General features: G+C 68.5%; 23 protein-coding genes. 9 read left to right on the forward strand and 14 right to left on the reverse strand.

Features of this window, described 5'->3' with window-relative positions; translation table 11 throughout:
* Positions 1-17: 17 nt before the first annotated feature.
* The 5 genes from T8T21_RS10830 to cysQ all read right to left on the reverse strand — a co-directional run bounded on the left by T8T21_RS10830 (position 18) and on the right by cysQ (position 5074).
* Positions 18-1202: a glycosyltransferase family 4 protein gene (locus T8T21_RS10830; RefSeq protein ID WP_322335597.1), complete on the reverse strand. Its 1185-nt coding sequence runs from the start codon at positions 1200-1202 to the stop codon at positions 18-20.
* Between the two features lie 4 nt (positions 1203-1206).
* Positions 1207-2100 (reverse strand): UTP--glucose-1-phosphate uridylyltransferase GalU, encoded by an 894-nt coding sequence (gene galU, locus T8T21_RS10835; RefSeq protein ID WP_322335598.1) that lies wholly within the window; start codon positions 2098-2100, stop codon positions 1207-1209.
* A gap of 96 nt (positions 2101-2196) precedes the next feature.
* Positions 2197-3480, reverse strand: a complete 1284-nt coding sequence (locus tag T8T21_RS10840) for a glycosyltransferase family 2 protein (RefSeq protein WP_322335599.1) — start codon at positions 3478-3480, stop codon at positions 2197-2199.
* The gene (locus T8T21_RS10845) at positions 3477-4280 is read right to left on the reverse strand and encodes a 3-deoxy-manno-octulosonate cytidylyltransferase (RefSeq protein WP_322335600.1); all 804 of its coding nucleotides are present in this window, start codon (positions 4278-4280) and stop codon (positions 3477-3479) included. Before T8T21_RS10845 ends, T8T21_RS10840 begins: the two co-directional genes overlap by 4 nt.
* Positions 4280-5074, reverse strand: a complete 795-nt coding sequence (gene cysQ / locus T8T21_RS10850; RefSeq protein WP_322335601.1) for a 3'(2'),5'-bisphosphate nucleotidase CysQ — start codon at positions 5072-5074, stop codon at positions 4280-4282. The genes T8T21_RS10845 and cysQ overlap by 1 nt, the downstream gene beginning before the upstream one ends.
* A 148-nt stretch (positions 5075-5222) precedes the next feature.
* Between cysQ and T8T21_RS10855 the strand changes: the two genes are divergently transcribed.
* The gene (locus T8T21_RS10855) at positions 5223-6044 is read left to right on the forward strand and encodes an ABC transporter permease (RefSeq protein WP_183470401.1); all 822 of its coding nucleotides are present in this window, start codon (positions 5223-5225) and stop codon (positions 6042-6044) included.
* A complete protein-coding gene (locus T8T21_RS10860; RefSeq protein ID WP_322335602.1) occupies positions 6041-6643 on the forward strand; it encodes an SH3 domain-containing protein in 603 nt (200 codons plus the stop codon). The genes T8T21_RS10855 and T8T21_RS10860 overlap by 4 nt, the downstream gene beginning before the upstream one ends.
* Before the next feature lie 35 nt (positions 6644-6678).
* On the opposite strand, the gene T8T21_RS10865 is transcribed toward T8T21_RS10860, so the two are convergent.
* Positions 6679-7287 (reverse strand): alpha-ketoglutarate-dependent dioxygenase AlkB family protein, encoded by a 609-nt coding sequence (locus T8T21_RS10865; protein WP_322335603.1) that lies wholly within the window; start codon positions 7285-7287, stop codon positions 6679-6681.
* A gap of 193 nt (positions 7288-7480) precedes the next feature.
* Here T8T21_RS10865 and dnaK point away from each other — a divergent pair, with 193 nt between their 5' ends.
* The 3 genes from dnaK to radC all read left to right on the forward strand — a co-directional run bounded on the left by dnaK (position 7481) and on the right by radC (position 11440).
* Positions 7481-9406, forward strand: a complete 1926-nt coding sequence (gene dnaK / locus T8T21_RS10870; RefSeq protein WP_183470398.1) for a molecular chaperone DnaK — start codon at positions 7481-7483, stop codon at positions 9404-9406.
* Between the two features lie 78 nt (positions 9407-9484).
* Positions 9485-10642, forward strand: a complete 1158-nt coding sequence (gene dnaJ / locus T8T21_RS10875; protein WP_183470397.1) for a molecular chaperone DnaJ — start codon at positions 9485-9487, stop codon at positions 10640-10642.
* Between the two features lie 42 nt (positions 10643-10684).
* Complete coding sequence (radC, locus tag T8T21_RS10880; protein WP_322335604.1) at positions 10685-11440, forward strand: RadC family protein; 756 nt, start codon at positions 10685-10687, stop codon at positions 11438-11440.
* Here radC and T8T21_RS10885 read toward each other — a convergent pair.
* From T8T21_RS10885 to secA, 3 genes are all read right to left on the reverse strand, one after another.
* Positions 11437-13047, reverse strand: a complete 1611-nt coding sequence (locus T8T21_RS10885; RefSeq protein WP_322335605.1) for a substrate-binding domain-containing protein — start codon at positions 13045-13047, stop codon at positions 11437-11439. The genes radC and T8T21_RS10885 overlap by 4 nt on opposite strands.
* A complete protein-coding gene (locus T8T21_RS10890) occupies positions 13044-13940 on the reverse strand; it encodes a hypothetical protein (protein WP_322335606.1) in 897 nt (298 codons plus the stop codon). The genes T8T21_RS10885 and T8T21_RS10890 overlap by 4 nt, the downstream gene beginning before the upstream one ends.
* 126 nt (positions 13941-14066) lie before the next feature.
* A complete protein-coding gene (secA, locus tag T8T21_RS10895) occupies positions 14067-16877 on the reverse strand; it encodes a preprotein translocase subunit SecA (RefSeq protein WP_322335607.1) in 2811 nt (936 codons plus the stop codon).
* A gap of 187 nt (positions 16878-17064) precedes the next feature.
* Here secA and T8T21_RS10900 point away from each other — a divergent pair, with 187 nt between their 5' ends.
* From T8T21_RS10900 to T8T21_RS10915, 4 genes are all read left to right on the forward strand, one after another.
* Complete coding sequence (locus tag T8T21_RS10900) at positions 17065-17907, forward strand: peptidylprolyl isomerase (protein WP_183470389.1); 843 nt, start codon at positions 17065-17067, stop codon at positions 17905-17907.
* A 2-nt stretch (positions 17908-17909) separates the two neighbouring features.
* Complete coding sequence (gene argJ, locus T8T21_RS10905; RefSeq protein WP_322335608.1) at positions 17910-19127, forward strand: bifunctional glutamate N-acetyltransferase/amino-acid acetyltransferase ArgJ; 1218 nt, start codon at positions 17910-17912, stop codon at positions 19125-19127.
* The gene (locus tag T8T21_RS10910; RefSeq protein ID WP_183470385.1) at positions 19124-19522 is read left to right on the forward strand and encodes a (deoxy)nucleoside triphosphate pyrophosphohydrolase; all 399 of its coding nucleotides are present in this window, start codon (positions 19124-19126) and stop codon (positions 19520-19522) included. Before argJ ends, T8T21_RS10910 begins: the two co-directional genes overlap by 4 nt.
* Before the next feature lie 132 nt (positions 19523-19654).
* A complete protein-coding gene (locus T8T21_RS10915; protein ID WP_183470383.1) occupies positions 19655-19798 on the forward strand; it encodes a hypothetical protein in 144 nt (47 codons plus the stop codon).
* 77 nt (positions 19799-19875) lie between these two features.
* Here T8T21_RS10915 and T8T21_RS10920 read toward each other — a convergent pair whose 3' ends face one another.
* The 5 genes from T8T21_RS10920 to rimP form a co-directional block, all read right to left on the reverse strand.
* Positions 19876-20421, reverse strand: a complete 546-nt coding sequence (locus T8T21_RS10920) for a P-loop NTPase family protein (protein WP_322335609.1) — start codon at positions 20419-20421, stop codon at positions 19876-19878.
* A 101-nt stretch (positions 20422-20522) separates the two neighbouring features.
* Entirely contained in the window at positions 20523-23021 is a 2499-nt protein-coding gene (gene infB, locus T8T21_RS10925) for a translation initiation factor IF-2 (RefSeq protein ID WP_183470379.1), read from the reverse strand.
* A 5-nt stretch (positions 23022-23026) separates the two neighbouring features.
* A complete protein-coding gene (locus tag T8T21_RS10930; protein WP_322335610.1) occupies positions 23027-23650 on the reverse strand; it encodes an RNA-binding protein in 624 nt (207 codons plus the stop codon).
* A gap of 7 nt (positions 23651-23657) precedes the next feature.
* Positions 23658-25274 (reverse strand): transcription termination factor NusA, encoded by a 1617-nt coding sequence (gene nusA, locus T8T21_RS10935; RefSeq protein ID WP_322335611.1) that lies wholly within the window; start codon positions 25272-25274, stop codon positions 23658-23660.
* Positions 25274-25852: a ribosome maturation factor RimP gene (rimP, locus tag T8T21_RS10940; RefSeq protein WP_183470373.1), complete on the reverse strand. Its 579-nt coding sequence runs from the start codon at positions 25850-25852 to the stop codon at positions 25274-25276. The genes nusA and rimP overlap by 1 nt, the downstream gene beginning before the upstream one ends.
* Between the last annotated feature and the right edge of the window lie 115 nt (positions 25853-25967).

Genomic DNA, 25967 nt, shown 5'->3' on the forward strand with positions numbered 1-25967 from the left:
AGCTCCCTTTCCGCCGATCAGAGCCCGGCCAGTGCCCGGGCGACATGCGCCTCCCAGCCGGGCGGGGAAAGGCGCGGCGGCCGCGCGGCGCCGGGCAACGCCAGCGCCCGAACCGCCTGTTCCCACTGGTAGCGATCGGTGGGGGCGCAGTAAACGGCACGCCCGCCCATCAGTTCGCGAGCGATGGCGAGATCGCTACACACCACCGGGCAGCCAAGGCTCAGCGCCTCGAGCGGCGGCAGCCCGTACCCCTCGGCCAGCGAGGGGAATAGCAGGGCACGTGCGTCCTCGATAAGTGCCGCGATGGCCCCGTCGGACAGCCCCGCCAGTTCGGTGACACGCGGCACGCCGCGGTCGAGCCGCTCGAACACCGCCGCGTTGTTCCAACCGCGGGCGCCGCAGATCAGCAGCTGAGGGGCCTCCGGACCCAGCCGCTCCCAGACATCGAGCAGCAGCGCGTGGTTCTTGCGCGGCTCGATCGTGCCCAACGTCAGCATGTAGGGGCGCGACAAATCGAGATCCGGCGGCAGCGCGGTGCGGTCGGGAGAAGCGGGCGTGACGCCGAGCGGGGCCACGACCAACTCGGGCACCCGGCCCAGCCGCCGCAGATGCCCCTCGATATCGGCGGCCGTCGCCCGGGCCGTGGCGATCACCCGGTCGGCATGGCGGGCCGTCACCGACAGCCGTTCGGCAAAGCGCCGCACCGTGCCCGGCCCCGCGGCCCAGGGCAGGTCGAGGGGGATGGTGTCGTGAATCAGGACCGCGATACGGGCGTCCGCGCCGCGCATCGCCTGCATCACCGCGGCGTCGAGATCGGCATGCCCGGTATTGAGGTAAAGGGCGCCCGAAGGCAGGTGTCGCAGCAGCATACGACCCAGACCGGGCCGGCTGCTGCGCGCGAGCGCAAGGCGGCGGACATGTCCCTGCGCCGCGCGGCGCGGTGGATCGAGCCGGCGAAACAGCCCGGCCACCGCGCCCGGCGCACCCCAGTCGTCGATGTCGGATGCGGTTGCGAAACGCGCCATGCCGCTTCGGTCGAGCAGCGCGAACCCGATGGGCGTGCGCAGCAGCCCGAAGACCGGGCGCGGATCTGCGAGGCAGGCTTCGAGCCAGGCCCGCTCGACCCGGTCGACGCCGGTCCGGGTGCGGCCGGCCCGACTGGCCAGCCGCGTCAGGTCGAGGACCAGCGCCGTGGGGGGCAAACCCTTACTGGGCAGCGCTGCGGAACGCCATCATCTCCTGGAGATACTGGCTGAACTCGTCGCGCAGTTCCTCGCGCGCGAGGCCGAAGGCCACGGTTGCCTGCAGGAAGCCGGCCTTGGAGCCGCAATCGTAACGCTCGCCCGCGAAGCGGTAGCCATAGACCCCGCGCGGCCCCTCGATCTCCTTGGCGATGGCATCGGTGAGCTGGATCTCTCCGCCGGCGCCCTTCTCGCCCGAATCGAGATGCTTCATCACCTCGGGCGACAGGATGTAGCGACCGATCACCGCGAGGTTCGAGGGCGCGTCGGCGGGCTTGGGCTTCTCGACCATGCCACGCACCTTCATCGCATTGCCCGAACCCGGCTCCACGTCGAGCACGCCGTAGGAGGAGGTGCGCTCGTTCGGCACTTCCATGGCCGCGACCATGCAGCCGCCGGTCTCGCGATGCGCCTCGACCATCTGCTGCAGGCAGGGCTTCTCGGCGGCGATGACGTCGTCGGGCAGGATCACCGCGAAGGGCTCCTCGCCGATCAGGTTGCGGGCGCACCACACGGCGTGACCGAGGCCCAGCGCCTGGTGCTGGCGGATATAGGCGATCGCGCCCGAGGGCATGTAGGTGGATTTCAGCACTTCGAGGAGCTTGTCCTTGCCATCCTCGGCAAGCCGCGCCTCGAGTTCGGGCGAATGGTCGAAGTAATCCTCGAGCGCCGACTTGCCGCGCGCAGTGACGAAGATGAACTCCTCGATCCCGGCGGCGCGTGCCTCGTCGATCGCGTATTGGATCAACGGCTGATCCACCAGCGTCATGATCTCCTTCGGCACCGACTTGGTGGCGGGGAGAAAGCGCGTTCCAAGTCCTGCGACGGGAAAGACGGCCTTGGTCACACGTTGCTTCATCTGTCTGGATCCTTTGGGTCGCGACTCCGGGAGAGCGGAGGCGGGGGAAAACGGTTCACGATGTCTGCCGACACCTTTCTAACATACAACACCGGACTACCATGACGGTTTCATGGGTTCCAAGTCGGTTTCATACCGAACGGAGTTCGCGCCCTCTGGATCGCGGATCGCCTGCTGTCGCGCCATCTCATGCGCGACGCGCTCGTCGAAACGCCAGCGGTGGAACGGCGGATCGTCCGGCAGCGATGGCCCGAACTGCCCCCCCGACTGGACCCAGACGCCGCGCCGGTCGAAGCGGAGCGTGTGCCGACGGGCATCGGGCCACAGCACCAGAAGCGTCGTGACATGGCCCTCGGCGGCGAAGGCGGCCGCCTCGGCCAGTCTCGCGCGCGCCTCCCAGGGCCGGGCCGAAAGCCATGTCGCGGGCCCTTCGGGCGGCACGTCATGCAGCGCCGCAAAGGGCGGCGGCGGCTCGTCGAGGGGGGCCAGCCGGGCCAGCGGCCGCAGCCGCCCCTCCGACACTCCGGCGTCGAACCCCTCGAGCAGCCCGGCCACATCACCCGGCGCGATCCGGCCCCACTGCATGTGATGCAGCAGGCGCCGCCGCTGCGCCGCGCGCTCCGCCGACAGCCGGGCATTGCCATCGAGACGAACGGCATGGCGGCGCAGGAACACCGCGAGGCTGGCGCCGATCTCGAACAGGTCGCGCGGCACCCGGTCGCGACGCCGGCGCGGGCTTTCGAGATAGCCGTGATTCACGATCGCCCCGGGCACGATCGCGGTGCGCGCGCCCTGCGCGGCCAGCCGCAGGTTCAGGTCGGTCTCGTCGAGATAGAAGCGATAGGCCGGGTCGAACCCGCCCATCGCCGCCAGCAGGCCGCGCCGCACCGCCATGTTGGTGCCTTCGGTCTTGATGCCGCGCCCGAGCCGGCCGCGCAGCACCACGGTCTCGTCATTGTCGAGAATCAGGTCACGGGTGCTGCCATCGGCAAAGGCCGCCCGCGCCCGCCATTGCCAGCCCAGATGGCCAGGCCCGCGCACATAGCCGCCCGCCGCCACGACATCCTCGTCGGCGAAGGGCGCCGTCAGCGCGGCAAGCCAGCCGGGCTCGGGCAGCGCATCGTCGTCGAGAAAGGCCACCACCTCGCCCGCCGCCGCCTCGATGCCGATGTTGCGGGCGAGACTGATATTGGCCTCGTCGCAGCGCCGCAGCCGGATCCGTCCGGCCCAAGCCGCGAGCGCCGCCTCGCCTTCGGCATCGGTGACGACGATCACCTCGAAGGCCGGGTGGCGATTCTGCGCCAGCGCGGTGAGACACAGGCCCAGCGCGGCGGGACGGCCGCGGCTGACGATCACCACGCTGACGCGCGCGGGCGTCACGCCACCTGCATCTCTTTGAGCATCGCCTCGATCCGCGGCACGTCCTGCGGGTTGTTCAGCTCCCAGAACTGCCGCCCGCGTGCCTCGACCTCGACGCAGAGCACCGGCACGCGCCGCTCGAGAAAACGCAGCTGCTCCAGCCCTTCGAGCGTCTCCAAGGGCCCCTGTGGCCAGCGACCATAGGCGGCGAGCGCCGAGGGCCGGTAGGCATAGACGCCGACATGGTGGAACACCGGCGTCGCCTCATCGGCGGCGTAGTCGTCGCGGCCGGTGTAGGGAATCACTTCCTTGGAGAAGTAGAGCGCGGTGTTGTCGACGCCGAACACCGCCGTGGTGCCTCCGACCCGACCCTCGCGCCGGTCCTCGCGGAACCCGGCCAACGCCGCGGCGTCGGCGCGCAGCACCGGCGTCGCCACCTCGGCGACCGGGTGGTCGCGCAGATCCTCGACCAGCCGTTCGACGAACCAGGGCGGGGTCAGCGGCGCATCGCCCTGCAGGTTGACCACCAGATCGAAACCGCCGCCCAGCGTGTCGAAGGCCTCGGCGCAGCGCTCGGTGCCATTGCGGCAGGCCTCGGAGGTCATCACCACCTTGGCGCCGAATCCTTCGGCATGGCTGCGGATCCGGTCGTCATCGGTCGCGACCACGACGCGGGGGTTGCCCGACACCTGTTGCGCCGCCTCCCAGGAGCGGCGGATCAGGCTGCGCGCCTCGCCGGTGGCACCCTTGAGTTCGACCAGCGGCTTGCCCGGGTAGCGGGTCGATGCGTAGCGGGCGGGGATGACGATGAGCAGCGACATCAGGGTTTCGCCAGTTCGATGCCCGGGGCCAGGGCGATGAAGAACGGGTTTTCGAAGCCCGGCTTGCCATAGCCGAGCGGGCTGTGATCGTCGAAGCGCACGACCTCACCACCGGCACCGGCGAGCACCGCATGACCGGCCGCCGTGTCCCACTCCATGGTGCGCCCCAGCCGCGGATAGAGATCGGCCTCGCCGGTCGCGACGAGACAGAACTTGAGCGAGGAGCCCGCGCTCTTCATGTCGGCGACCTCGTACTTGCCGATATAGTCGTCGGTCGCGGCGTCGCGGTGGCTCTTGGAGGCGACGACACGCAGCGCGGCGCCGGGGGTCGCGACCTTGATCGGCTTGGTGGTGCCGGGGGTATCGGCGTCGAACGGTCCCTGCTCCTCGACCGAGGCGCCCGAGGCCTCGGTGTAGAACAGGCGCTGCTTGGCGGGGGCGTAGACGACGCCCCGGGTCGGCTGGCCATCCTCGACCAGCGCGATGTTGACGGTGAAGTCGCCGCGCCGCTGAACGAATTCCTTGGTGCCGTCGAGCGGGTCGACGATCAGGAAGGTGCTCACCTCCTGCCCGTGGCTGTCGGCCTGCTCCTCGGTGACGAGCGGCAGATCCGGGAATGCCGCGCGCAGCCCTGCGGAGATCAGCGCGTCGGCGGCCTCGTCGGCGGCGGTGACGGGGCTGTCGTCGCCCTTGGCGCGCACCTCGAAATCGGGACCGTCATAGATCTCCATGATCTTCTCGCCCGCCTCGATGGCAAGAGTGCGCATCACCCGCGTCAGCCTGTCGAAATCCATCAGCCCAATCGTCCTTTCACCTAGTCGCGCCCCGAAATCGCCATCCGCTTCATGCAATGTTGATGGGTCGGGGCGATCTCCTTATGGTATTCCGCCGGGGGATCGGCAAGAAAATCGTCGCCCCCCGCGACCGCAGGAACGAGGCCAGATGTTCGAACGCGAACGCTCCCGCGGCGCCGGCCGCCACGCCGCCGGCCTGGCCGAGCTGATCTACCACTCGACCGTGCGGGAGATCCGCAAGAGTCACCGCAATGCCCTGGCCGGGCTTGCGATGAACATCGCCCAGACGGTGATCTTTGTGCTGGCCTTCTACATGATGTTCGCGCTGATCGGCGCCCGCGGCGCGGGGCTCAGGGGCGACTTCCTGCTCTACCTGATGTCCGGCATCTTCCTGTTTCTCACCCACACCAAGGCGGTGGCGGCGGTGGTGAAGGCCGACGGCCCGGCCTCCTCGATGATGAAGCATGCGCCGCTCAACACCGCCGTGACCATCTCCGCTGCCGCACTGGGCTCGCTCTACATCCAGGTGCTGTCGCTCCTGGTGGTGCTGTTCTTCTACCACGTGCTGGTGACGCCGGTGGTGATCGAGGACCCGGTGGGCGCGATGGGGATGCTGCTGGTGTCGTGGTTCTCGGGCGTCGGCGTCGGCATGATCTTCATGGCGATCAAGCCCTGGCTGCCCGAGTTCACCCAGCTCGGCGTGTCGATCTACTCGCGGGTCAACATGATCGCGTCGGGCAAGATGTTCGTGGCAAACACGCTGCCGGGCTACATGCTCGCCCTGTTCGACTGGAACCCGCTGTTTCACGCCATCGATCAGGCCCGGGGCGACATCTTTCTCAACTACACGCCGCATTTCACCTCGGCGCTCTACCCGCTCTGGGTCGGGCTGGCGCTGATGGCGATCGGCATGATGGCCGAGTTCTTCACCCGCAAGCGCGCCTCGGCGAGCTGGAGCGCCGGGCGGTGAGGGGGCTGGCGCTGGCGCTGCTGCTCTGGGCCGCGCCGGCGCTCGCCACGCAGGATGCCTGGCCCGCGCTGTTCGACGTGGCGCGGGTGGCCGCCGACGACCAGCTCAACATCCGCGCCGGTCCCGGCGCCGGGCATAAGGTGATCGGCCATCTCGCCCATGACGCACGTGGCATCGAGGTGATCGAGATGTCGCGCGACGGTGGCTGGGGCCGGGTCAATGCGGGCGAAGGCACGGGCTGGGTGAGCCTGAGCTTTCTCGACCGGCGACCGGGACAATGGGACGGGGCAATACCGCCTCTCGCAGCATGTTTCGGGACCGAGCCGTTCTGGCGGCTGGAGACCGGCGAGAGCTGGCGGCTGGACACGACCGAAGGCGAGCTGTTCGAGGCGCCCGCCCCCGCCCTCGTGGGCAGCGCCGGCCATCGCGGCCGCTTCGCGGCGGCGCTGCGGGCGCAGGACACGATCTGGAGCCTGTCGCTGCTCAACCAGAGCTGCTCGGACGGCATGTCGTCGCGCCGCTACGGTTTCGAGGCGCTGCTGGTCGGGGCGGGCCCGCAGACCACGCTCCTCACCGGCTGCTGCTCGCTCGCGCGCTGACATCCAAACGCAACAGGCAGCCTGGCGGAGCCTCGCTAGCGCACCACCCGCAGCGTCACGTTGATCCGGCCGCCGCCGTCGATCAGCGTCGAGGACCCGTCGCGCACCCGGTCGATGCCGTGATGCACCAGCCGCGCCGCGCCGCCCATCACCGCCACGTCGCCCGAGCGCAGCCAGATCGAGGCGGTCTTGCCGCCGCGCTCGACCGATCCGACCCGAAACAGGGCCTCGTCGCCGAGGCTGATCGACACCACCGGGTAGGAGAAATCACCCTCGTCGCGGTCCTGATGCATGCCCATCTTCGCACCCTCGCGGTAGAGGTTGACGAGGCAGCTGTCTGGATCGGCCTCCACCCCCGACACCGCCCGCCAGACAGCCAGCACGCTGTCGGGGATCGCGGGCCAGGGCTGGCCGGTCTCGGGGTGGACGGGCTCGTAGCGGTAGCCCCGTCGGTCGGCGACCCAGCCCAGCCGCCCGGCCGAGGTCATCCGCACGCTCATCGGACCGCGCCGCGTCACCGGCTGCATCACCGGCGCGGCGCGCGCCACCTCGCGCAGATCGGCCAGCATCGCGACCTGTGCTTCCGGCCCGAGCAGGCCCGGCAGGACCCGCACGCCCCGCAGATCGATCTCTTGGGTTGCCATCGCGCCCCTCCGGTTCCCGTCTCGCGGCAAAATGGCGCATCGCGACCGCCTCTGCCAGTTGCAGCCCGAAAACGCCCTCCCTATATAGCCCAGTGATCCGCGGCGGGGCTTCTCCGCCGCTACATTCCTGTCCGGGGCGGATGCCTCAACGGGTCCGAACCGGAAAACCGCCTAGAGCTAGAGGGTTTTGAACATGGCTAAAGTAATCGGCATCGACCTCGGGACCACCAACTCCTGCGTCGCGATCATGGACGGCTCGCAGCCCCGTGTGATCGAGAACTCGGAAGGCGCCCGCACCACCCCGTCGATCGTCGCCTTCACCGATGACGAGCGTCTGGTCGGCCAGCCCGCCAAGCGGCAGGCCGTCACCAACCCGTCCAACACCATCCACGCGGTCAAGCGCCTGATCGGTCGCCGCATGTCCGACGCCGCGGTCGAGAAGGACCGCAAGCTCGTCCCCTACAGCATCGTGGACGGCGGCAATGGCGACGCCTGGGTCGAGGTGAAGGGCGAGAAGTATTCGCCCTCGCAGATCTCCGCCTTCACCTTGCAGAAGATGAAGGAGACCGCCGAGTCCTATCTCGGCGAGGAGGTGACGCAGGCCGTCATCACGGTTCCCGCCTACTTCAACGACGCCCAGCGTCAGGCCACCAAGGACGCCGGCAAGATCGCCGGTCTCGAGGTGCTGCGCATCATCAACGAGCCGACCGCCGCGGCGCTGGCCTACGGTCTCGACAAGAAGGACTCGAAGACCATCGCCGTCTATGACCTCGGCGGCGGCACCTTCGACGTGACCATCCTCGAGATCGACGACGGCCTGTTCGAGGTGAAGTCGACCAACGGCGACACCTTCCTCGGTGGCGAAGACTTCGACATGCGCATCGTGAACTACCTCGCCGAGGAGTTCAAAAAGGAGCATGGCGTCGACCTGACCCAGGACAAGATGGCGCTGCAGCGTCTCAAGGAGGCGGCCGAAAAGGCCAAGATCGAGCTCTCCTCGAGCCAGCAGACCGAGATCAACCAGCCCTTCATCTCGATGGACGGCAAGACCGGCACGCCGCTGCACATGGTCATGAAGCTGACCCGCGCCAAGCTGGAAAGCCTCGTGGGCGACCTGATCAAGGCTTCGATGAAGCCCTGCCAGGCGGCGCTCAAGGATGCCGGCATCTCGACCTCCGAGATCGACGAGGTGGTTCTCGTCGGCGGCATGACCCGCATGCCCAAGGTGATCGAGGAAGTGACCAAGTTCTTTGGCAAGGAGCCGCACAAGGGCGTCAACCCCGACGAGGTCGTGGCGCTGGGCGCGGCGATCCAGGCCGGCGTGCTGCAGGGCGACGTCAAGGACGTGGTGCTGCTCGACGTGACGCCGCTGTCGCTTGGCATCGAGACGCTGGGTGGCGTGTTCACCCGTCTGATTGACCGCAACACCACCATCCCGACCAAGAAGAGCCAGATCTTCTCGACCGCCGAGGACAACCAGAACGCGGTGACGATCCGGGTCTTCCAGGGTGAGCGCGAGATGGCGGCCGACAACAAGATGCTCGGCCAGTTCAACCTCGAGAACATCCCGCCCGCCCCGCGCGGCATGCCGCAGATCGAGGTGACCTTCGACATCGACGCCAACGGCATCGTCTCGGTGTCGGCCAAGGACAAGGGCACCGGCAAGGAGCAGAAGATCACCATCCAGGCCTCGGGCGGTCTCACCGACGAGGACATCGAGAAGATGGTCCGCGAGGCCGAGGAGAACGCCGACGCCGACAAGAAGCGGCGCGACCTCGTCGAGGCCAAGAACCAGGCCGAGAGCCTCATCCACTCGACCGAGAAGTCGATGGAAGAGCACGCCGACAAGGTCGATCCCTCGACCATCGAGGCGATCGAGCTGGCGCTGGCCGCGCTCAAGGACGAGCTCGAGGGTGACAACCCCGACAAGATCCGTGCCGGCATCCAGAACGTCTCCGAAGCGGCGATGAAGCTGGGCGAGGCGATCTACAAGGCCAGCCAGGAAGAAGCCGGCGAGGAGGAGCCCGCCGAGGCGGACACCAAGTCGCGGGACGCTGATGACGACGGCATCGTCGACGCCGACTTCGAGGATCTGGACGACGACAAGCGGGGCCGCTGAGCGGTCCCCGAGCTCCCAGTCCGAGGGGCCGGCCCGGGACCGGGTCGGCCCTTTCCCGTTCGATAGATGGATGATCCCATGGCAAAACGCGACTACTACGAAACGCTCGGGGTCTCGAAGGGCGCGTCCGCCGACGAGATCAAGAAGGCCTATCGCCGCAAGGCCAAGGAGCTGCATCCCGACCGCAATTCCGACAACCCCAATGCCGAGGAGCAGTTCAAGGCCGCCAACGAGGCCTATGACGTTCTCAAGGATGCCGACAAGAAGGCCGCCTATGACCGCTACGGTCACGCCGCCTTCGAAGGCGGCATGGGCGGGCGGCCCGGCGGCGGGGCAGGCGGCTTCAGGGGCCAGGGCGATTTCGCCTCGGCCTTCTCGGACGTGTTCGACGACCTGTTCGGCGACTTCATGGGCCAGCGCGGTGGCGCCGGCCAAGGCCGCTCGCGCGCCGCGCGCGGCAACGATCTGCGCTACAACCTGCGCATCAATCTCGAGGACGCCTTCTCCGGTCTGCAGAAGACCGTGACCGTGCCGACCTCGGTCACCTGCGGCAAATGCCACGGCTCCGGCGCCTCCGACGGCTCCGAGCCCGCCACCTGCCCGACCTGTTCGGGCATGGGCAAGGTGCGCGCCCAGCAGGGCTTCTTCACCGTCGAGCGGACCTGCCCGACCTGCAACGGCATCGGCCAGATCATCAAGGATCCCTGCCGTGCCTGCCAGGGCGCCGGACGGGTCGAGAAGGAGAAGTCGCTCTCGGTCAACATCCCGGCGGGCGTCGAGACCGGCACCCGCATTCGCCTCGCCGGCGAGGGCGAGGCCGGGCTTAGGGGTGGGCCTTCGGGCGACCTCTACATCTTCATCGACGTGGCCGAGCACCAGCTGTTCAAGCGCGACGGCACCGATCTCTACTGCCGGGTGCCGGTCTCTATGGCAGCGGCGGCGCTCGGTGGCGACATTGAGGTGCCGACCATCGATGGCGGCAAGAGCCGGGTAAAGATCCCTGAGGGCAGCCAGTCGGGCCGGCAGATGCGCCTGCGCGGTAAGGGCATGCCCGCCCTGCGCGGCGGCCAGCGCGGCGACATGTTCATCGAGCTCGCCGTCGAGACGCCGGTCAACCTGACCGCGCGCCAGCGCGAGCTGCTACGCGAGTTCGACGAGCTCGGCGAGAAGAACAACCCGCAAAGCTCGAACTTCTTCTCGGCGGTGAAGGGGTTCTGGGACTCGATGAAGGGCTGAGGTTAAGCTCGCGTTAACCATGCCCGCGAGACAGTCGCGGGCATGGTGCCGTCATTCGCCGAACGCCCGCTGCCCTTCGACTCCGACGAGGTGGCCGAGGTAGCGCCCCTGCCCGAGGGCCGCGTGCCGTCCTACATGGCCGATCACCGCCGCCGCCTGCGCGAGAGGTTCCTCGCCGGCGGGGCCGAGGCCATGCCCGACTACGAGCTCCTGGAACTGCTGCTCTTTCTCGCCGTGCCGCGGCAGGACATGAAGCCGCTCGCCCGGCGGCTGATCGACGCCTTCGGCGATCTCAACCGGGTGCTCGCCGCGCCAATCCCCCGCCTGTCCGAGATCGAGGGGGCGGGGCCGGCGGTGGTCGGCGCGCTCAAGGTTGTCGAGGCGGTGGCGCATCGCATGGCGCGGGCGCGGGTCATCGCGCGCCCGGTTCTGTCGGGTTGGGAGCCGCTGCTCGACTATTGCCGCACGGTGATGGCGCATCGCGACACCGAGATGTTCCGCGTGCTGTTCCTCGACCGGCGCAACGTGCTGATCGCCGACGAGGCGCAGGCGCGCGGCACGGTCGACCACGTCCCGGTCTATCCGCGCGAGGTGGTGAAGCGGGCGCTGGAGCTCAACGCCTCGGCGCTGATCCTCGTGCACAATCACCCTTCCGGCGACCCCACCCCCTCCGAGGCCGACATCGCCATGACCGCGCGGATCGAGGCGGCGGCGGCGGCGCTCGACATCATGCTGCACGACCATCTGGTCATCGGCAAATCACGCGAGACCAGCTTTCGCGCCGAAGGGCTGATCTAGCGCAGCGGCGCCACCCAGAGTTCGACCCGGCGATTGATCCCGCGCCCAGTCTCGCTGTCGTCGCAGCCCATGGGAAGCGCCTCGCCGAAGGCCGCGACCTCCAGCTCCACCCCCGGCGGCAGCGTGCCCCCCAGCAGCGACAGCACCGCGGCGCGCACCGCCTCGGCCCGCTCGAGCGACAGGTCGTGATTGGCGATCGGCCCGCCCTGCCCGTCCGAGAACCCGGCGAGCAGCAGCGACTCGCCGTTGTGGCGACCGTCCCGGATCGACTGCGCCAGCTGCACGACGCGCGAGCGCGACACCGCGTCGAGCGCGGTCTCCCCCGTCTCGAAGCGGAAGGTCGTCGACAGCCGCTCTCGCGGACGCAGCACCCGCAACATGCGCTGCAGCTCCTCGAGCCCGGTATCCTCTCCCGCCGACAGCACGGCGCCGGCAATCCGGTCCCCCTGCGCGGTGATCGAAATGGGGATCGGCGCGAGACCCGTTACCCCGGCTCGGCGCAGCACCAGCTGGGCCTCGGCAGTGGCGATCCAGCCCAGGAATGCCTCGGCCGCGTCCGGCAGGCGCCGCATCGGACGGTAGAGCACCAGCGGCAGGGTCAGCGGGTAATCCCCCGTGGCAACCGTTTCGGCCCGCGCCGCGCCGCGCAGCCCGCACGGCCCGGTCAGGGCGAGCGGCTGGGTCGCGCCGGTCCGGCCGAAGGGCAGCATGCCGATCGCCCCCGGATCGGCCGCGACCGCCTCGGCGAGCGCCTCCGCGTCCGGGTGCCGGATCACCGCCTCCGACAGCGTCCTGCCCGCGCGCGCCAGCACCAAGGCCTCGAACCCCTGCGTCTGGCCGCTGGTCTCGGGTCCCAGATGCAGCGTCACCGGCCCCGCCTTCGCCTCGAGCCGCGACCAGTCGGTGATCTCTCCGGCAAAGAGCCGTGACAGCTGCGACAGCGACAGCGCCGCGATCCGCCGCCCCGGCGCCACCACCGGCACCAGCGCGTCGAGCCCGATCAGCTGCAGCCGTCCCGGCGCGTCGAGCCGGCCGAGCCCTGCGTCGCGCGCCAGCGTCAGCTCCCCGGCATCGAGCAGCCGCTCGGCCATGGCGAGATCGGCCTCGTCGGCGAGCAGGTCGGCAAAGCCATCCTCGGTGGAGGTGAGCCGGAACGACACCTGCAGCAGCGGCTTGCCGCCCTCGGGCGACACGAGGCTGTAATGCGCGTGGCTGGCGTCGCCCGGCGCGGTCTCGAGCACGAGGCCCCGCGCCCGCGCATATCCGTCGATCAGCGCCGGCAACACCAGATCACCCAGCCGGGCCGCGCCCGAGAGCCGCAGCGCGGGCACCCAGCTTTCCGGATCGGGACAAGCAGCGCCCGTGCAGTCCACCCCTGCCAGGGGCAGCGTCAATTCACCATGCTCGGAGGCGATCCGCAGAAACCGTCCGTCAAAACCCAAGAGGCTTCCGGTGATGGTCAGGGAGCCGCTGCGCGAGGTCAGCGTCACCTCGCGGTCGTCCGGCTGCGCGGCGAGGCCGGTGGCCGACATGCACAGCGCGGCCCATAGGGCCGCGCGACGCAGGATCGGGACGAGGGAAAGGGCAGCGGGGGCGTGACGCGTCATCTCGACGCGACTGTCATCCCCGGCTCCGGATTTTGCAAGACGAGAAGCTCGCCCACCGCGTCGCAGCCCGGCAGGATGAGTTCGATGCCGGTGCCGGCGGGTCCGCGATCACCGCTTTGCAGCAGCTCGGCCGCGACCGGGCGGCCGCAATTGGCCTCGGTCACCTCGATCTCGACGCTGACGGCGGCGCGCTCCCCGGTCGGGGCGCTGTAGATCTCGACCAGCCGCGGCAGCGGGGCCGCCGGATCGCCCAGCACGATCACCGCCGCGCCGCTGGCGCTGGCCGGCATGTCGCGGCTCAGATGGCCCTCGCCGCCATGTCGCGCGCCGGGCGCCAGGGCATGGAGCGACAGCCCCTCGCCGCCGTCCGACTGCAGCGCGACCCGTCGCCATTCGGCGAGGTCGGCGATATCCGCGGCGGCGACGGCCGACGCGCCGTTGGCCTCCGCCATGAACACCGCCCGCTTGGCGAGCGCCGGGAACAGCGTCTTGGCCCGGCCCTCGTCATCGGTGAGCAGCGTCACGGTCAGCCCTTGATGGCGCAGCGTCAGCCGCGCGTCGCGGGCGCAGGGCGCGGCAACCTGCAGCAGCGCCATGGCGCCCGGGCGTGGTTCGGCCGAAAGCGAGAGGCCGCAATCGCGCGCCACGCGCGGCGCCGCGATCCCGGCCAGCCGGGCCGGATCGCGCGGTGCTTGGGGGCGGTCGAAGACGATGTTCGGGACCGGCGGGGCCTCGACCCGGGCGGCGACCAGCACCGGCGCTTCGGGAAAGGTCTCGGGGAGGTCGACCGGCGTGGCTTGGGCGCGCGAAACGCCGTTCTCCATGAACTGGCCGATCGCGAAGGCAGCGGCGGCGCAACCGGCGGCGGTAGCGAGAAATCTCAAGACGGCCATGACCCGCTCCTCTGTTGGGACGGGTCGAGACTAGGCCGGCGACAAGGCCCCAGCGCGACCGCAAACCGGCCGCATGAGGGTGTCATCCGGGCATCTTTGCGGCAGATGCCCGGATCTGGTCGGGTCTCAGAGCTTGCCGTGGCAGTGCTTGAACTTCTCGCCCGAGCCGCAGGGGCAGGGTTCGTTGCGGGACGGATTGCCCCAGCTCGCCGGGTCGTTTTCGTCGAAATCCGCCGCCGACCGGGCGGGCGCGGCCTCGGCCCCTGCCCCGGCCATTTCCGGGGCTTCGCGCCGCGGTGCCGGCTGCGCCGGGGCACCAGTGGCCGCGCCGGCACCCGCCGCCGCTGCACCAGTACCGGCGGCAGCGGCACCTGCACCCGCCGCACCGCCCGTGGCCTGCGCCCGGGCCGCCTGCGCCTGCATTGCGCGCTGCAGCATCGCCTGCTGCTCTTCCTTGGTGATCGGACGGACCTGGGCCAGCTTCTCGGTGACCTCGGCCCGCAGCCCGTCGAGCAGACCCTCGAACAGCTGGAAGGCCTCGGTCTTGTACTCGTTGAGCGGGTCGCGCTGCGCATAGCCGCGGAAACCCACCACCGAGCGCAGATGCTCGAGCATCAGCAGGTGCTCGCGCCACTTGCCGTCGATGGTCTGCAGCAGCACCTGCTTCTCGATGCTGCGCATGGTCTCGGGGCCGAAGGCCTCGGCCTTCTCGGCCATCAGCTTGTCGGAGGCCTCTTCGAGCCGCTCGCGGATCACCGCGTCGTCGACCCCTTCCTCGTCGGCCCATTTCACCACCGGCACGTCGACGCCGAGCGTCTGGATCGCCTTGGCATAGAGCCCCTCGGCGTCCCACTGATCGGCATAGGCACGCTGCGGGATATGGGTGGCGACCATGTCCTCGATCACCTGGTGACGCATGTCGGCGACGATCTCGGAGAGATCCTTGGCCTCCATGATCTCGCGGCGCTGGGAGAAGATCACCTTGCGCTGCTCGTTCATCACGTCGTCATATTTCAGCAGCTGCTTGCGGATGTCGAAGTTGCGCCCCTCGACCTTGGCCTGCGCGCGCTCGAGCGACTTGTTCACCCAAGGGTGCACGATCGCCTCACCTTCCTTCATGCCCAGACCCGACAGCACCTTCTCGAGGCGCTCGGAGCCGAAGATCCGCATCAGGTCGTCTTCGAGCGACAGGAAGAAGGACGACCGCCCCGGGTCACCCTGCCGGCCCGAACGGCCGCGCAGCTGGTTGTCGATGCGCCGGCTCTCGTGCCGCTCGGTGGCGAGCACGAAGAGACCGCCGGCTTCCAGCACCGCCTTCTTCTCGTCGGCATGCTCGGCCTCGATCCGGGCGCGGATCTCGTCGGGATGCGCCTCCGGATCGGCGGCCAGCGCCTCGATCACCTTCAGCTCGACATTGCCGCCGAGCTGGATGTCGGTGCCGCGGCCGGCCATGTTGGTGGCGATGGTCACCGCGCCGAGCTTGCCGGCATCGGCGATGATCTGCGCCTCCTGCTCGTGCTGGCGGGCGTTGAGCACGTTGTGCTTGATGCCTTCCTTCTCGAGCAGCTTGGACAGGAATTCCGATTTCTCGATCGAAGTCGTGCCGACCAGGATCGGTTGGCGCTTTTCATGCGCCTCCTTGATCGCCTTGACCACGCCATCGAATTTCTCGCGGGCGGTGCGGTAGACCTGGTCGTGCTCGTCGATCCGCTGGATCGGGCGGTTGGTCGGCACCTCGACCACGCCGAGACGGTAGATCTCGTAGAATTCGTCGGCCTCGGTCAGCGCCGTGCCGGTCATGCCGGCCAGCTTGTCGTAGAGGCGGAAGTAGTTCTGGAAGGTCACCGAGGCCAGCGTCACGTTCTCGGGCTGGATGTCGAGATCTTCCTTGGCCTCGATCGCCTGGTGCAGACCGTCCGACAGCCGGCGACCATGCATCATCCGGCCGGTGAACTCGTCGATCAGCACGGCCTGGCCGTCGCGGATGATGTAGTCCTTGTCGCGCTGGAACAGCTTGTGCGCGCGCAGGCCCTGGTTGACGTGGTGCACGATGGTCGTGCTCTCGGGATCGTAGAGCGTCTGCCCCTCGGGCAGGATGCCGAGCGCCTGCAGCCGCGCCTCGAGGAACTCGTTGCCCTCGTCGGTATAGGTGACCGAGCGGGTCTTCTCGTCGAGGGTGTAGTGCTCCTCGGTCAGGTCGGGGATCACCCGGTCGATCTGGCGGTAGAGCTCGGAGCGGTCCTGGCTCGGGCCGGAGATGATTAGCGGCGTGCGCGCCTCGTCGATCAGGATCGAGTCGGTCTCATCGACGATCGCGAAGTTATGGCCGCGCTGGTTCATCTGCGACAGCTCGGACTTCATGTTGTCGCGCAGGTAGTCGAAGCCCAGCTCGTTGTTCGTCGCATAAGTGACGTCGGCGGCGTAGGCGCCCTTCTTCTCGGACTCGGGCTGCTGCGGATAGACCACGCCGGTGGTCAGGCCGAGCGCGCCGTAGACCTTGCTCATCCATTCGGCGTCGCGCTTGGCAAGGTAGTCGTTCACGGTGACGACGTGCACGCCCTTGCCCGACAGGCCGTTGAGATAGGCCGGGAAGGTCGCGACCAGGGTCTTGCCCTCGCCGGTCTTCATCTCGGCGATGTTGCCCTGATGCAGGAAGATCCCGCCCATCAGCTGCGTGTCGAAGGCCCGCAGGCCGAGCGCGCGGCGCGCCGCCTCGCGGCAGTTGGCGAAGGCCTCCGGCAGCAGGTGATCGAGGCTCTCGCCGTTTTCGATCCGCTCCTTGAACTCGGCGGTCTTGGCCTTGAGGCCCGCGTCGTCCAGCGCCTGGAACTCGGGCTCGAGCGCGTTGATCTTTTCGATCAGCGGTCGCGTGGACTTGATCTTGCGGTCGTTCGGCGTGCCGAAGACCTTCTTGGCCAGCGATCCGATACCCAGCATTGGCGATTGTCTCCTGCCGTCGTGACTTGATCTGCAAGGAGGTCGCTTGTCGCCCCCGCATGTGGGGCATAGATAGGGCGCAAGTGCCGCCCTTTGCCAGCCCATCCGGCGATGTAAGGAGCGGGAGACCGAGTGTCAACGTCGCGCCCGGGACGCGTTCCCCGCGCGGCTGAGGGAAGGAAACCGCATGATCCGCACGTTGCCCGCCGCCGCCCTGATGGCCGGCCTGTCCACCATGGCCGCCGCGCAGCAGGCCTCGGACGTCGTCGCCACCGTCAACGGCACCGAGATCACGCTGGGCGAAATGATCATCACCCGCAGCCAGCTGCCGCAGCAATACCAGCAGCTTCCGCCCGAGACCCTGTTCCAGGGCATCCTCGACCAGCTGGTGCAGCAGCAGGTGCTGGCCGACACGGTCGAAGGCGTCCCCGCCCGGGTCGAACTGGCCCTCGCCAACCAGCGCCGCTCGCTGCTCGCCGGCGAGGCGATCACCGAGATGATGGGCGAGGAGGTCTCCGACGAGGAGCTCCAGGCCGCCTATGACGAAGCCTTCGCCGACGCCGAGGCCACCAACGAGTACAACGCCAGCCACATCCTCGTGGAGACCGAGGAAGAGGCGCAGGCCGTGCTCGAGCGGCTCGAGGCGGGCGAGGAGTTCGCCGAGATCGCCAAGGAAGTCTCGACCGATCCCGGTTCGGGCGCGCAGGGCGGCAGCCTCGGCTGGTTCGCCGACGGCATGATGGTGCAGCCGTTCCAGGACGCCGTGGCCGCGCTCGAGAAGGGCGAGACCACCGAAACGCCGGTCGAGACGCAGTTCGGCTTCCACGTGATCCGGCTCGACGACACCCGCACCCAGGAGCCGCCGACGCTCGACGAGGTGCGCGAGGATCTCGCCAGCCAGATCCAGCAGCAGAAGATCGAGGCCCGGCTCGAGGAGCTCGAGGCCGAAGCCGAGGTCACCCGTCCCGAGGAGGGCGCCTTCGACCCCTCCGTGCTGACCAATCTCGACTTGCTCGAAGAGGGCAACTGATCATGGCCGGTCCGGTCTCGCCGCTGGCACCCGCCAGCTTCCCCGCCCTGCCCGAGATCGCGGGCGTGCGTTTCGCCTCCGTGGCCGCCGGCGTGCGATACGCGAACCGGACCGACGTGATGCTCGCGGAGCTGGCCGAGGGCTCGGCGGTGGCGGGGGTGTTCACGCGCTCCTCCACGCGCTCTGCCCCGGTCCGCGACTGCGAAGCGAAGATCGGCGCGGACACGTCCCGCGCCGCCTTCCTCGTCAATTCGGGAAACTCCAACGCCTTCACCGGTCAGGCCGGCGAACGCTCGGTGGCCGAGATCTGCACCGCCGTGGCCGCGGCCACCGGCATCGACGCCTCCCGGGTCTTCACCTCCTCCACCGGCGTGATCGGCGAGCCGCTGCCGCATGAGCGGATCGTGACGAAGCTCGACGCGCTGAACGCCGCGCTGGAGCCCGCGGGCATCGAAGGCGCGGCCCGCGCCATCATGACCACCGACACCTTTCCCAAGGGGGCGACCGAGACGGTCGAGATCGACGGGAAGAGCGTGAAGATCGCCGGCATCGCCAAGGGATCGGGCATGATCGCGCCCGACATGGCGACCATGCTGGTCTACATCTTCACCGACGCGAAATTCGAACAGCCGGCGCTGCAGGCCCTGCTGCGCCAGATCACCGACCGGACCTTCAACTGCATCACCGTCGACAGCGACACCTCGACCTCGGACACGCTGCTGATGGCCGCGACCGGTGCCTCGGGTGCGGATGCCACGGGCAATGCCGGCTTCGCCGAGGCGCTGGAGCGGGTGATGCTCGACCTCGCGCATCAGGTCGTCCGCGACGGCGAAGGCGCGACCAAGTTCGTCGAGATCCGCGTCTCCGGGGCTGCCTCCGACGCCGATGCCCGCAAGGTCGCCATGGCCACCGCCAACTCGCCGCTGGTCAAGACCGCGATCGCCGGCGAGGACCCCAACTGGGGCCGCGTCGTCATGGCGGTGGGCAAGTCCGGGGCCGAGGCCGATCGCGACCGGCTCTCGATCCGCTTCGGCGACATTCTCGTGGCCGAGAAGGGCTGGGTCAGCCCGTCCTACAGCGAGGAGAAGGCCGCTGCCTACATGAAGGGGCAGGAGATCGTGATCGACGTCGATCTCGGGCTGGGCCAGGGCACGGCCGTGGCCTGGACCTGCGACCTCACGCATCGCTACATCGAGATCAACGCCGACTACCGCTCGTGAAGATCGTCCTCGTCTCTGCCGTCGCGCTGATCGACGCCGATGGAAGGGTGCTGCTCGCGCAGCGCCCCGAGGGCAAGTCGATGGCCGGGCTGTGGGAGTTTCCCGGCGGCAAGGTCGAACCGGGCGAGACGCCGGAGGCGGCGCTGATCCGCGAGCTGCACGAGGAGCTCGGCATCGACACGCAGGAGAGCTGTCTCGCGCCCCTGACCTTTGCCAGCCACGCCTATGAGAGCTTTCACCTGCTGATGCCGCTTTTCGCCTGCCGCCGCTGGCAGGGCGTGGTCAGGGGGCGGGAGAATCAGGCGCTGGAATGGGTGCGGCCGAACCGGCTGCGCGAGTACCCGATGCCGCCCGCCGACCTCCCGTTGATTCCCGTCCTGCGGGACTGGCTCTGAGGATCGGTCGCCCGAACCCTGCGTCAGAACCCGCCGATTGGGGCCAAATGCGGTCAAAAATCCGTCACGCCGGTGTTTTTCGTAACGAAAACGCCTTATGATGGAACCAGTGCATCACCGCTGGAGTTGACCATGCTGCAAACAATCCTGATCGGAAGCTGCATCTCGGTGCAGGGCCTGCTCGTCAAGCAACTCGCCAATGGCCGCATGCTGGTGCGGGTCGGCGAGCGTCTCTACGAAGGCCGTCCTGCCAACGCGGCGCCGCAAGTCGCCTGATGGCCCCTTTCGCGTAACCTTTTTCCACGTAGCCCACGCGAAGGGGACGGCGCTGGCCGTCCCTTTTTTCGTGTGCCTCATCGGTGCGGCAGGCCCAGATCGCCGCGTGCCATGGCCGCCGTGATCGCGCGCAGATAGGCCTCGACCTCGCGGCCGGAGCGCAGGTGATGCCGGTTCTTGCCTTCGGGGATCTGGGCATAGAACCAGTTCAGCCGCCGCCGCATCGAGGCGCGCGTGCGCCAGACCCAGCGAAAGAACTCCCGGTCGAAGCGCTCCGGGCAGCCCGGCGGCATGTCGGGCCGGGTCCGACCCCAATGGCGCAGGGTGCGCCACAGCAGCCGGGGCAGCCGGATCCAGAGCGGCAGATCGAGCCAGATCACCGTGTCCGCGCGCGCCAGCCGCTCGCTCCAGGTGCTGGAATGGCCGCCCTCGAAGATCCATTCGGGCTTGGCGTGGATCTCGGCGCAGAGCCGGTCCTTTTCGTCCCGCGTGCGCTCGGTCCAGCCCGGCGCCCAATGCACCCAGTCGATATGCTCCACGGGCAGGTGGGTGATCGCCCCCATCCGACGCGCCAGCGTCGACTTTCCGGAACCCGGCTGGCCGATGATCATCACGCGCCGCATGGCCAATGGATCGCCGGCCCCTCCCCGGTCGTCAAGCACGACCTTGGACGCAAAAGGGGCGGCCCGAAGGCCGCCCCCTGCAATCTCGTTTCGGCGAGTGATCAGAGCGTGCGCTCGACCGACTCCCGCTCGAAGATCTCGATGACATCGCCGGGGCGGATGTCCTCGTAGTTCTCGAAGGCCATGCCGCATTCCTGGCCCGACTGGACCTCTGCGACCTCGTCCTTGAAGCGCTTGAGCGTCTTCAGCGTGCCCTCGTGGATCACCACGTTGTCGCGCAGCAGGCGGACACCGGCGGAGCGGCGTGCCACGCCCTCGGTGACGAGGCAGCCCGCGACCTTGCCCACGTTGGAGACCTTGAAGACCTCCTTGATGTTGGCATAGCCGATGAACTTCTCGCGGATCTCGTTCGACAGAAGGCCCGAGGCCGCCTGCTTCACGTCGTCCACGAGGTCGTAGATCACGCTGTAGTAGCGGATCTCGACGCCCTTCTGGTTCGCGGCCTGACGCGCGGGCGCGTTGGCCCGGACGTTGAAGCCGAAGACCGGCGCACCCGAAGCTTCGGCGAGGCCGATGTCGCTCTCGGTGATCGCGCCGACGCCCGAATGCAGCACCCGGACCCGGACCTCGTCGTTGCCGATCTTCTCCATCGCCTGGACGATGGCCTCGGCCGAACCCTGCACGTCGGACTTCACCACAATCGGCAGCTCGGAGACGTTCTTGTCTTCCTTGGCCTTCGCCATGAGCTGTTCCAGCGTGGTCGCGGCACCGGCGGCGGCGCGCTTCTCCTTGGCGGCGTTGGCACGGTATTCCGCGATCTCGCGAGCCTGCGCCTCGGTCTCGACGACGTTGAGCACGTCGCCCGCCTCGGGCGTGCCATTGAGACCCAGCACCTCGACGGGGACCGAGGGACCGGCCTCCTCGACGCGATCGCCCTTGTCGTCCACGAGCGCGCGGACCTTGCCCCACTGCTCGCCCACGACGAAGATGTCGCCGCGCTTGAGCGTGCCGTTCTGAACGAGGACGGTCGCGACCGGGCCACGGCCCACGTCGAGCTGCGCCTCGATCACGGCGCCCTGCGCCGGACGGTTCGGGTTGGCCTTCAGTTCGAGGATCTCGGACTGCAGCGCAATCGCCTCGAGCAGCTCGTCGAGACCCTTGCCGGTGATGGCCGAAACCTCGACGTCCTGCACGTCGCCCGACATCTTCTCGACGATCACCTCGTGCTGGAGCAGCGAGGTGCGCACCTTGTCGGGGTTGGCGTCGTGCTTGTCGACCTTGTTGATCGCCACGATCATCGGCACCTTGGCGGCCTTGGCGTGGTTGATCGCCTCGACCGTCTGCGGCATCACGGCGTCATCCGCCGCAACCACCAGCACCACGATGTCCGTCACCTGCGCGCCACGGGCCCGCATCGAGGTGAAGGCCGCGTGGCCGGGCGTGTCGAGGAAGGTCAGGCGCGTGCCGTTGGCGGCGTCGACCTGGTAGGCACCGATATGCTGGGTGATGCCACCGGCCTCGCCCGAGACGACCTTGGTCTTGCGGATCGCGTCGAGCAGCGAAGTCTTGCCGTGGTCGACGTGACCCATGACGGTGATGATCGGCGCGCGGTCCTTGAGATCCGCGGGCTTGTCCTCGACCTGCTCGATCACCTGCTCCACGTCGGCGTCCGAGACGCGCTGCACGCGGTGGCCAAACTCCTCGATGATCAGCTCGGCGGTGTCGGCGTCGATCGACTGGTTCTGGGTCGCCATGATGCCGTTGTTCATCAGCGACTTGACCACGTCGGCGACGCGCTCGGCCATGCGGTTGGCCAGCTCCCCCACGGTGATCACCTCGGGCAGCTGCACGTCGCGCGTCACCTTCTCGCGCTCGACATGACCGCCCATCGCCTTCTGGCGGGCACGCTCCTGCTTGCGCTTCATCTGCGCCATGGAGCGCTGACGGCCACCTTCGCCCGAAAGCGCCTGGTTCAGCGTCAGCTTGCCCGAGCGACGGTTGTCGCCCTTGCCGGCCGGCTTGGCCTTCTTGTCGGCGCGGGCATCGCGGTCGCGATCGCCGGTCTTGCGCGGGCCGGAACCGGGGCGCGGGCCGCCGGCGGCTTCGCCGGGCACCGGCTGCTGCGCGGGTTGTTGCTGCTGCGGCGCCGGCTGGGCGGCACGACGCGCGGCCTCCTCGGCCTCGCGCTTGGCACGCTCCTCGGCCTCGGCCTTGGCCTTGAGCGCCTCTTCGCGCTCGCGGTCCTCGCGTTCCTTGGCCTCGATCTCGGCGCGGCGACGCTCGCGCTCCTCGGCGCGGGCAGCCTCTTCGGCGGCGCGCTTCTCGGCCTCTTCGGCCTCGCGGGCACGGGCCAGCGCCAGAGCGCGCATCCGGCGCTCGAGTTCGGCCTCACTGATTCCGGCAGGCCGCTTCGAGGGATCGCCCTTCACGCCGCCGGCCGCCGAAGCGCCGGAGGCGGCACCGGGCTTGGGCACCACGACGCGCTTGCGTTTCGTCTCGACCACGACGTTCTTGGTCCGGCCATGACTAAAGCTCTGCTTGACGTTCCCCGGACGGGACCCGCGCAGACCAAGAGGTTTCTTGCCGTCGGTATCGCTCATCAGATTTACATATCCTTCCCGGAGGCCGTATCGCCGCCGTTGCTCTCTCGTAGACCGCGCAGTTTCGCGGCCTCCTCTACAACACGATCGCTGAGTCCGCCAGCGGCGAGCGCGCCGTGTATCACACTTTGACGGCCAAAGGCCAAACCCAGCTCGTTCGAGGTCAGGCAGCCGTAATATCGCGCCCCCGTGGGGGTCCATAGCTTGGTCTTGCCGCGCACGGATCCGTCCGAGGCCTGCAGCAGTACCCGCACCTGGTCGTTGGCGAGGGCCGATTTCACCTTTTCGAAGCCCGCGATGGCGAGCCCCGCCTTGCGCGCCAGCGCGATCAGATCGATCACCCGCCGCGCCTGCTGACGCTCCACCTCGGAGGCCAGCCCGTCCGGCACCGTGACCGGCGCCTTGGCGGCGCGGGCGAACTGCCCGCGCTTCGCCTTCTCTATCACCTCCCGTTCGGAGGTGACGTAAAGGCCCCGTCCCGGCAGCTTGCCGAGAATGTCGGGCACCACCTGGCCGTCGGGGCCGATCACGAAGCGGATCAGCCCGGATTTCGGCTGCACGTCACCGGTGACGATGCATTTCCGTTCCGGCCCGTCGGCCCGCTCCGCCTTCATTCCACCACGACCCATCTATGCCTCAGGCCTCTTCTTCGTTCTCGGCTTCGGCCCGGGCGGCCTCGTCGGCGGCCAGTTCCTCGGGGTCGACCCAGCCCAGCGCGACACGCGCCGTCATCACCAGCTCCTGCGCCTCCTCGAGGCTGACATCGAAGGGCTCGAGCACGCCGTCATCCTTGATGCGCTCGCCGTTCTGCACGGTCCAGCCGCCGGCCAGTTCCCAGTCGGCACAGGTGGCGAAATCCTCGAGCGTCTTGACGCCGTCCTTGGCCAGCGCCTCGACCATCTGCGGGCTCAGCCCCGGGAAGCCGATCAGGCTCTCCTCGGCACCCAGTTCACGGGCGCGCTCCAGCGCCGCCTTGTTCTGCGCGTCGAGGTAGTCGCGGGCACGCGCCTGAAGCTCGCCGGCGGTGTCCTCGTCGACACCGTCGATCACCAGAAGCTCGTCCTGATCGACATATGCGACCTCTTCGAGATTTGTGAACCCCTCGGAGACGAGAAGTTGCGCGAAGAACTCGTCGAGATCGAGCGTGTCCATGAACAGCTTGGTGCGGGTCTCGAACTCGGCCTGACGGCGCTTGCTCTCCTGCTCTTCGGTCAGGATGTCGATGTCGAGACCGGTGAGCTGGCTGGCCAGACGCACGTTCTGGCCGCGCCGGCCGATGGCGAGCGAGAGCTGCTCCTCGGGGACGACGACCTCGATGCGCTCGGCTTCCTCGTCGAACACCACCTTCGACACCTCGGCCGGCTGCAGCGCGTTGACGAGGAAGGTCGGCATGTCCTCGTTCCACGGGATGATGTCGATCTTCTCGCCCTGAAGCTCGCCGACCACGGCCTGCACGCGCGAGCCGCGCATGCCGACGCAGGCGCCGACCGGGTCGATCGAGTTGTCGTAGGAGATCACGGCGATCTTGGCGCGGCTCCCTGGGTCGCGGGCCACGGCCTTGATCTCGATGATGCCCTCGTAGATCTCGGGCACTTCCATCTTGAACAGTTCGGCCATGAACTCCGGCGCGGTGCGCGACAGGAAGATCTGCGGGCCGCGAACCTCGCGGCGCACGTCCTTGACATAGCAGCGGATCCGGTCGCCGGGGCGATAGGCCTCGCGGCCGATCTTCTCGTTGCGACGCAGCACGGCTTCGCCGGCGCCGGGAAGTTCGACGACGATGTTGCCGTATTCCTCGCGCTTGACGGTGGCGTTGATGATCGTGCCGGCGCGGTCCTTGAACTCTTCGTACTGGCGATCGCGCTCGGCTTCGCGGACCTTCTGCAGGATCACCTGCTTGGCCGATTGCGCGGCGATGCGGCCCAGCTCGACCGGCGGCACCTCTTCCTCGTAGACATCGCCGATCTTGGGATCGTCGAGATACTGCTTGGCCTGATCGACGGTCAGCTCCGCCTGGTAGTTCTCCAGCTCGTCATCGGCGACCACGGTGCGCACGCGGGTAAAGCGGGCGCGGCCGGTCTTGCGGTCGATATTGACCCGAATGTCCATCTCGGCGCCGTAGCGGCTCTTGGCAGCGCGGGCGAGGCTCTCCTCCATCGCCTCGACGACGAGGCCCGGGTCGATCATCTTCTCGCGCGCCACCGCCTCGGCGGTCTGCAGAAGCTCCAGCTGGTTTGCGGACGTGATGGCCATCAGTCGTTCTCCTCATCACCATCAATGATGGTTTCAACATCGTCGAATTGGGTCTCGTCGATCTGCCCCGCATCCTTGCGCGAGCGCAGCACCTCGCGAATGAGCTCGTCGGTCAGCACCAGCTTGGCGTCCGACAGCCATTCGAATTTCAGCCCGATCGTGCCTTCCTCGATCTCGATCAGCACCTCGTCGCCCTCGATGCCGGCCAGCTCGCCCTTGAAGCGGCGGCGGCCGTCGATCAGCTCCTCGGTCTCGATCTTGGCCTCGAAACCCTGCCACTGGTCGAAATCCTTGAGCCGGGTCAGGGGCCGGTCGATACCGGGCGAGGAAACCTCGAGCGTGTAGGCGTCGAGAATCGGGTCCTCGACGTCGAGCACCGCCGAGACGGCGGTCGAGATCCGGCCGCAATCGTCGACCTCGATCGTGCCGTCGGGCTTCTGCGCCATGATCTGCAGCGTCGTGGACTTGCCCGACATCAGACGCACGCGCACCAGCTCGAAGCCCATGTCGGTGATGACGGGCTCGATGATCTCCTGGACGCGGCGGTCGATCGCGGCCTTGGCGATGAGGTCGGACATGGGGTCCTCCAAGCACAAAAAAACGGGCCAGCGGCCCGTCGATCTTTCCCGGTGGAGCGCCGATCTCGCGACCGACGCACCGCTGTTGAAGGGGGATATAGGCGGCAGCGCCCGA

The sequence above is a fragment of the Limimaricola variabilis genome (genome assembly GCF_034371605.1).
GTDB classification, from domain to species: Bacteria; Pseudomonadota; Alphaproteobacteria; order Rhodobacterales; family Rhodobacteraceae; genus Limimaricola; species Limimaricola variabilis.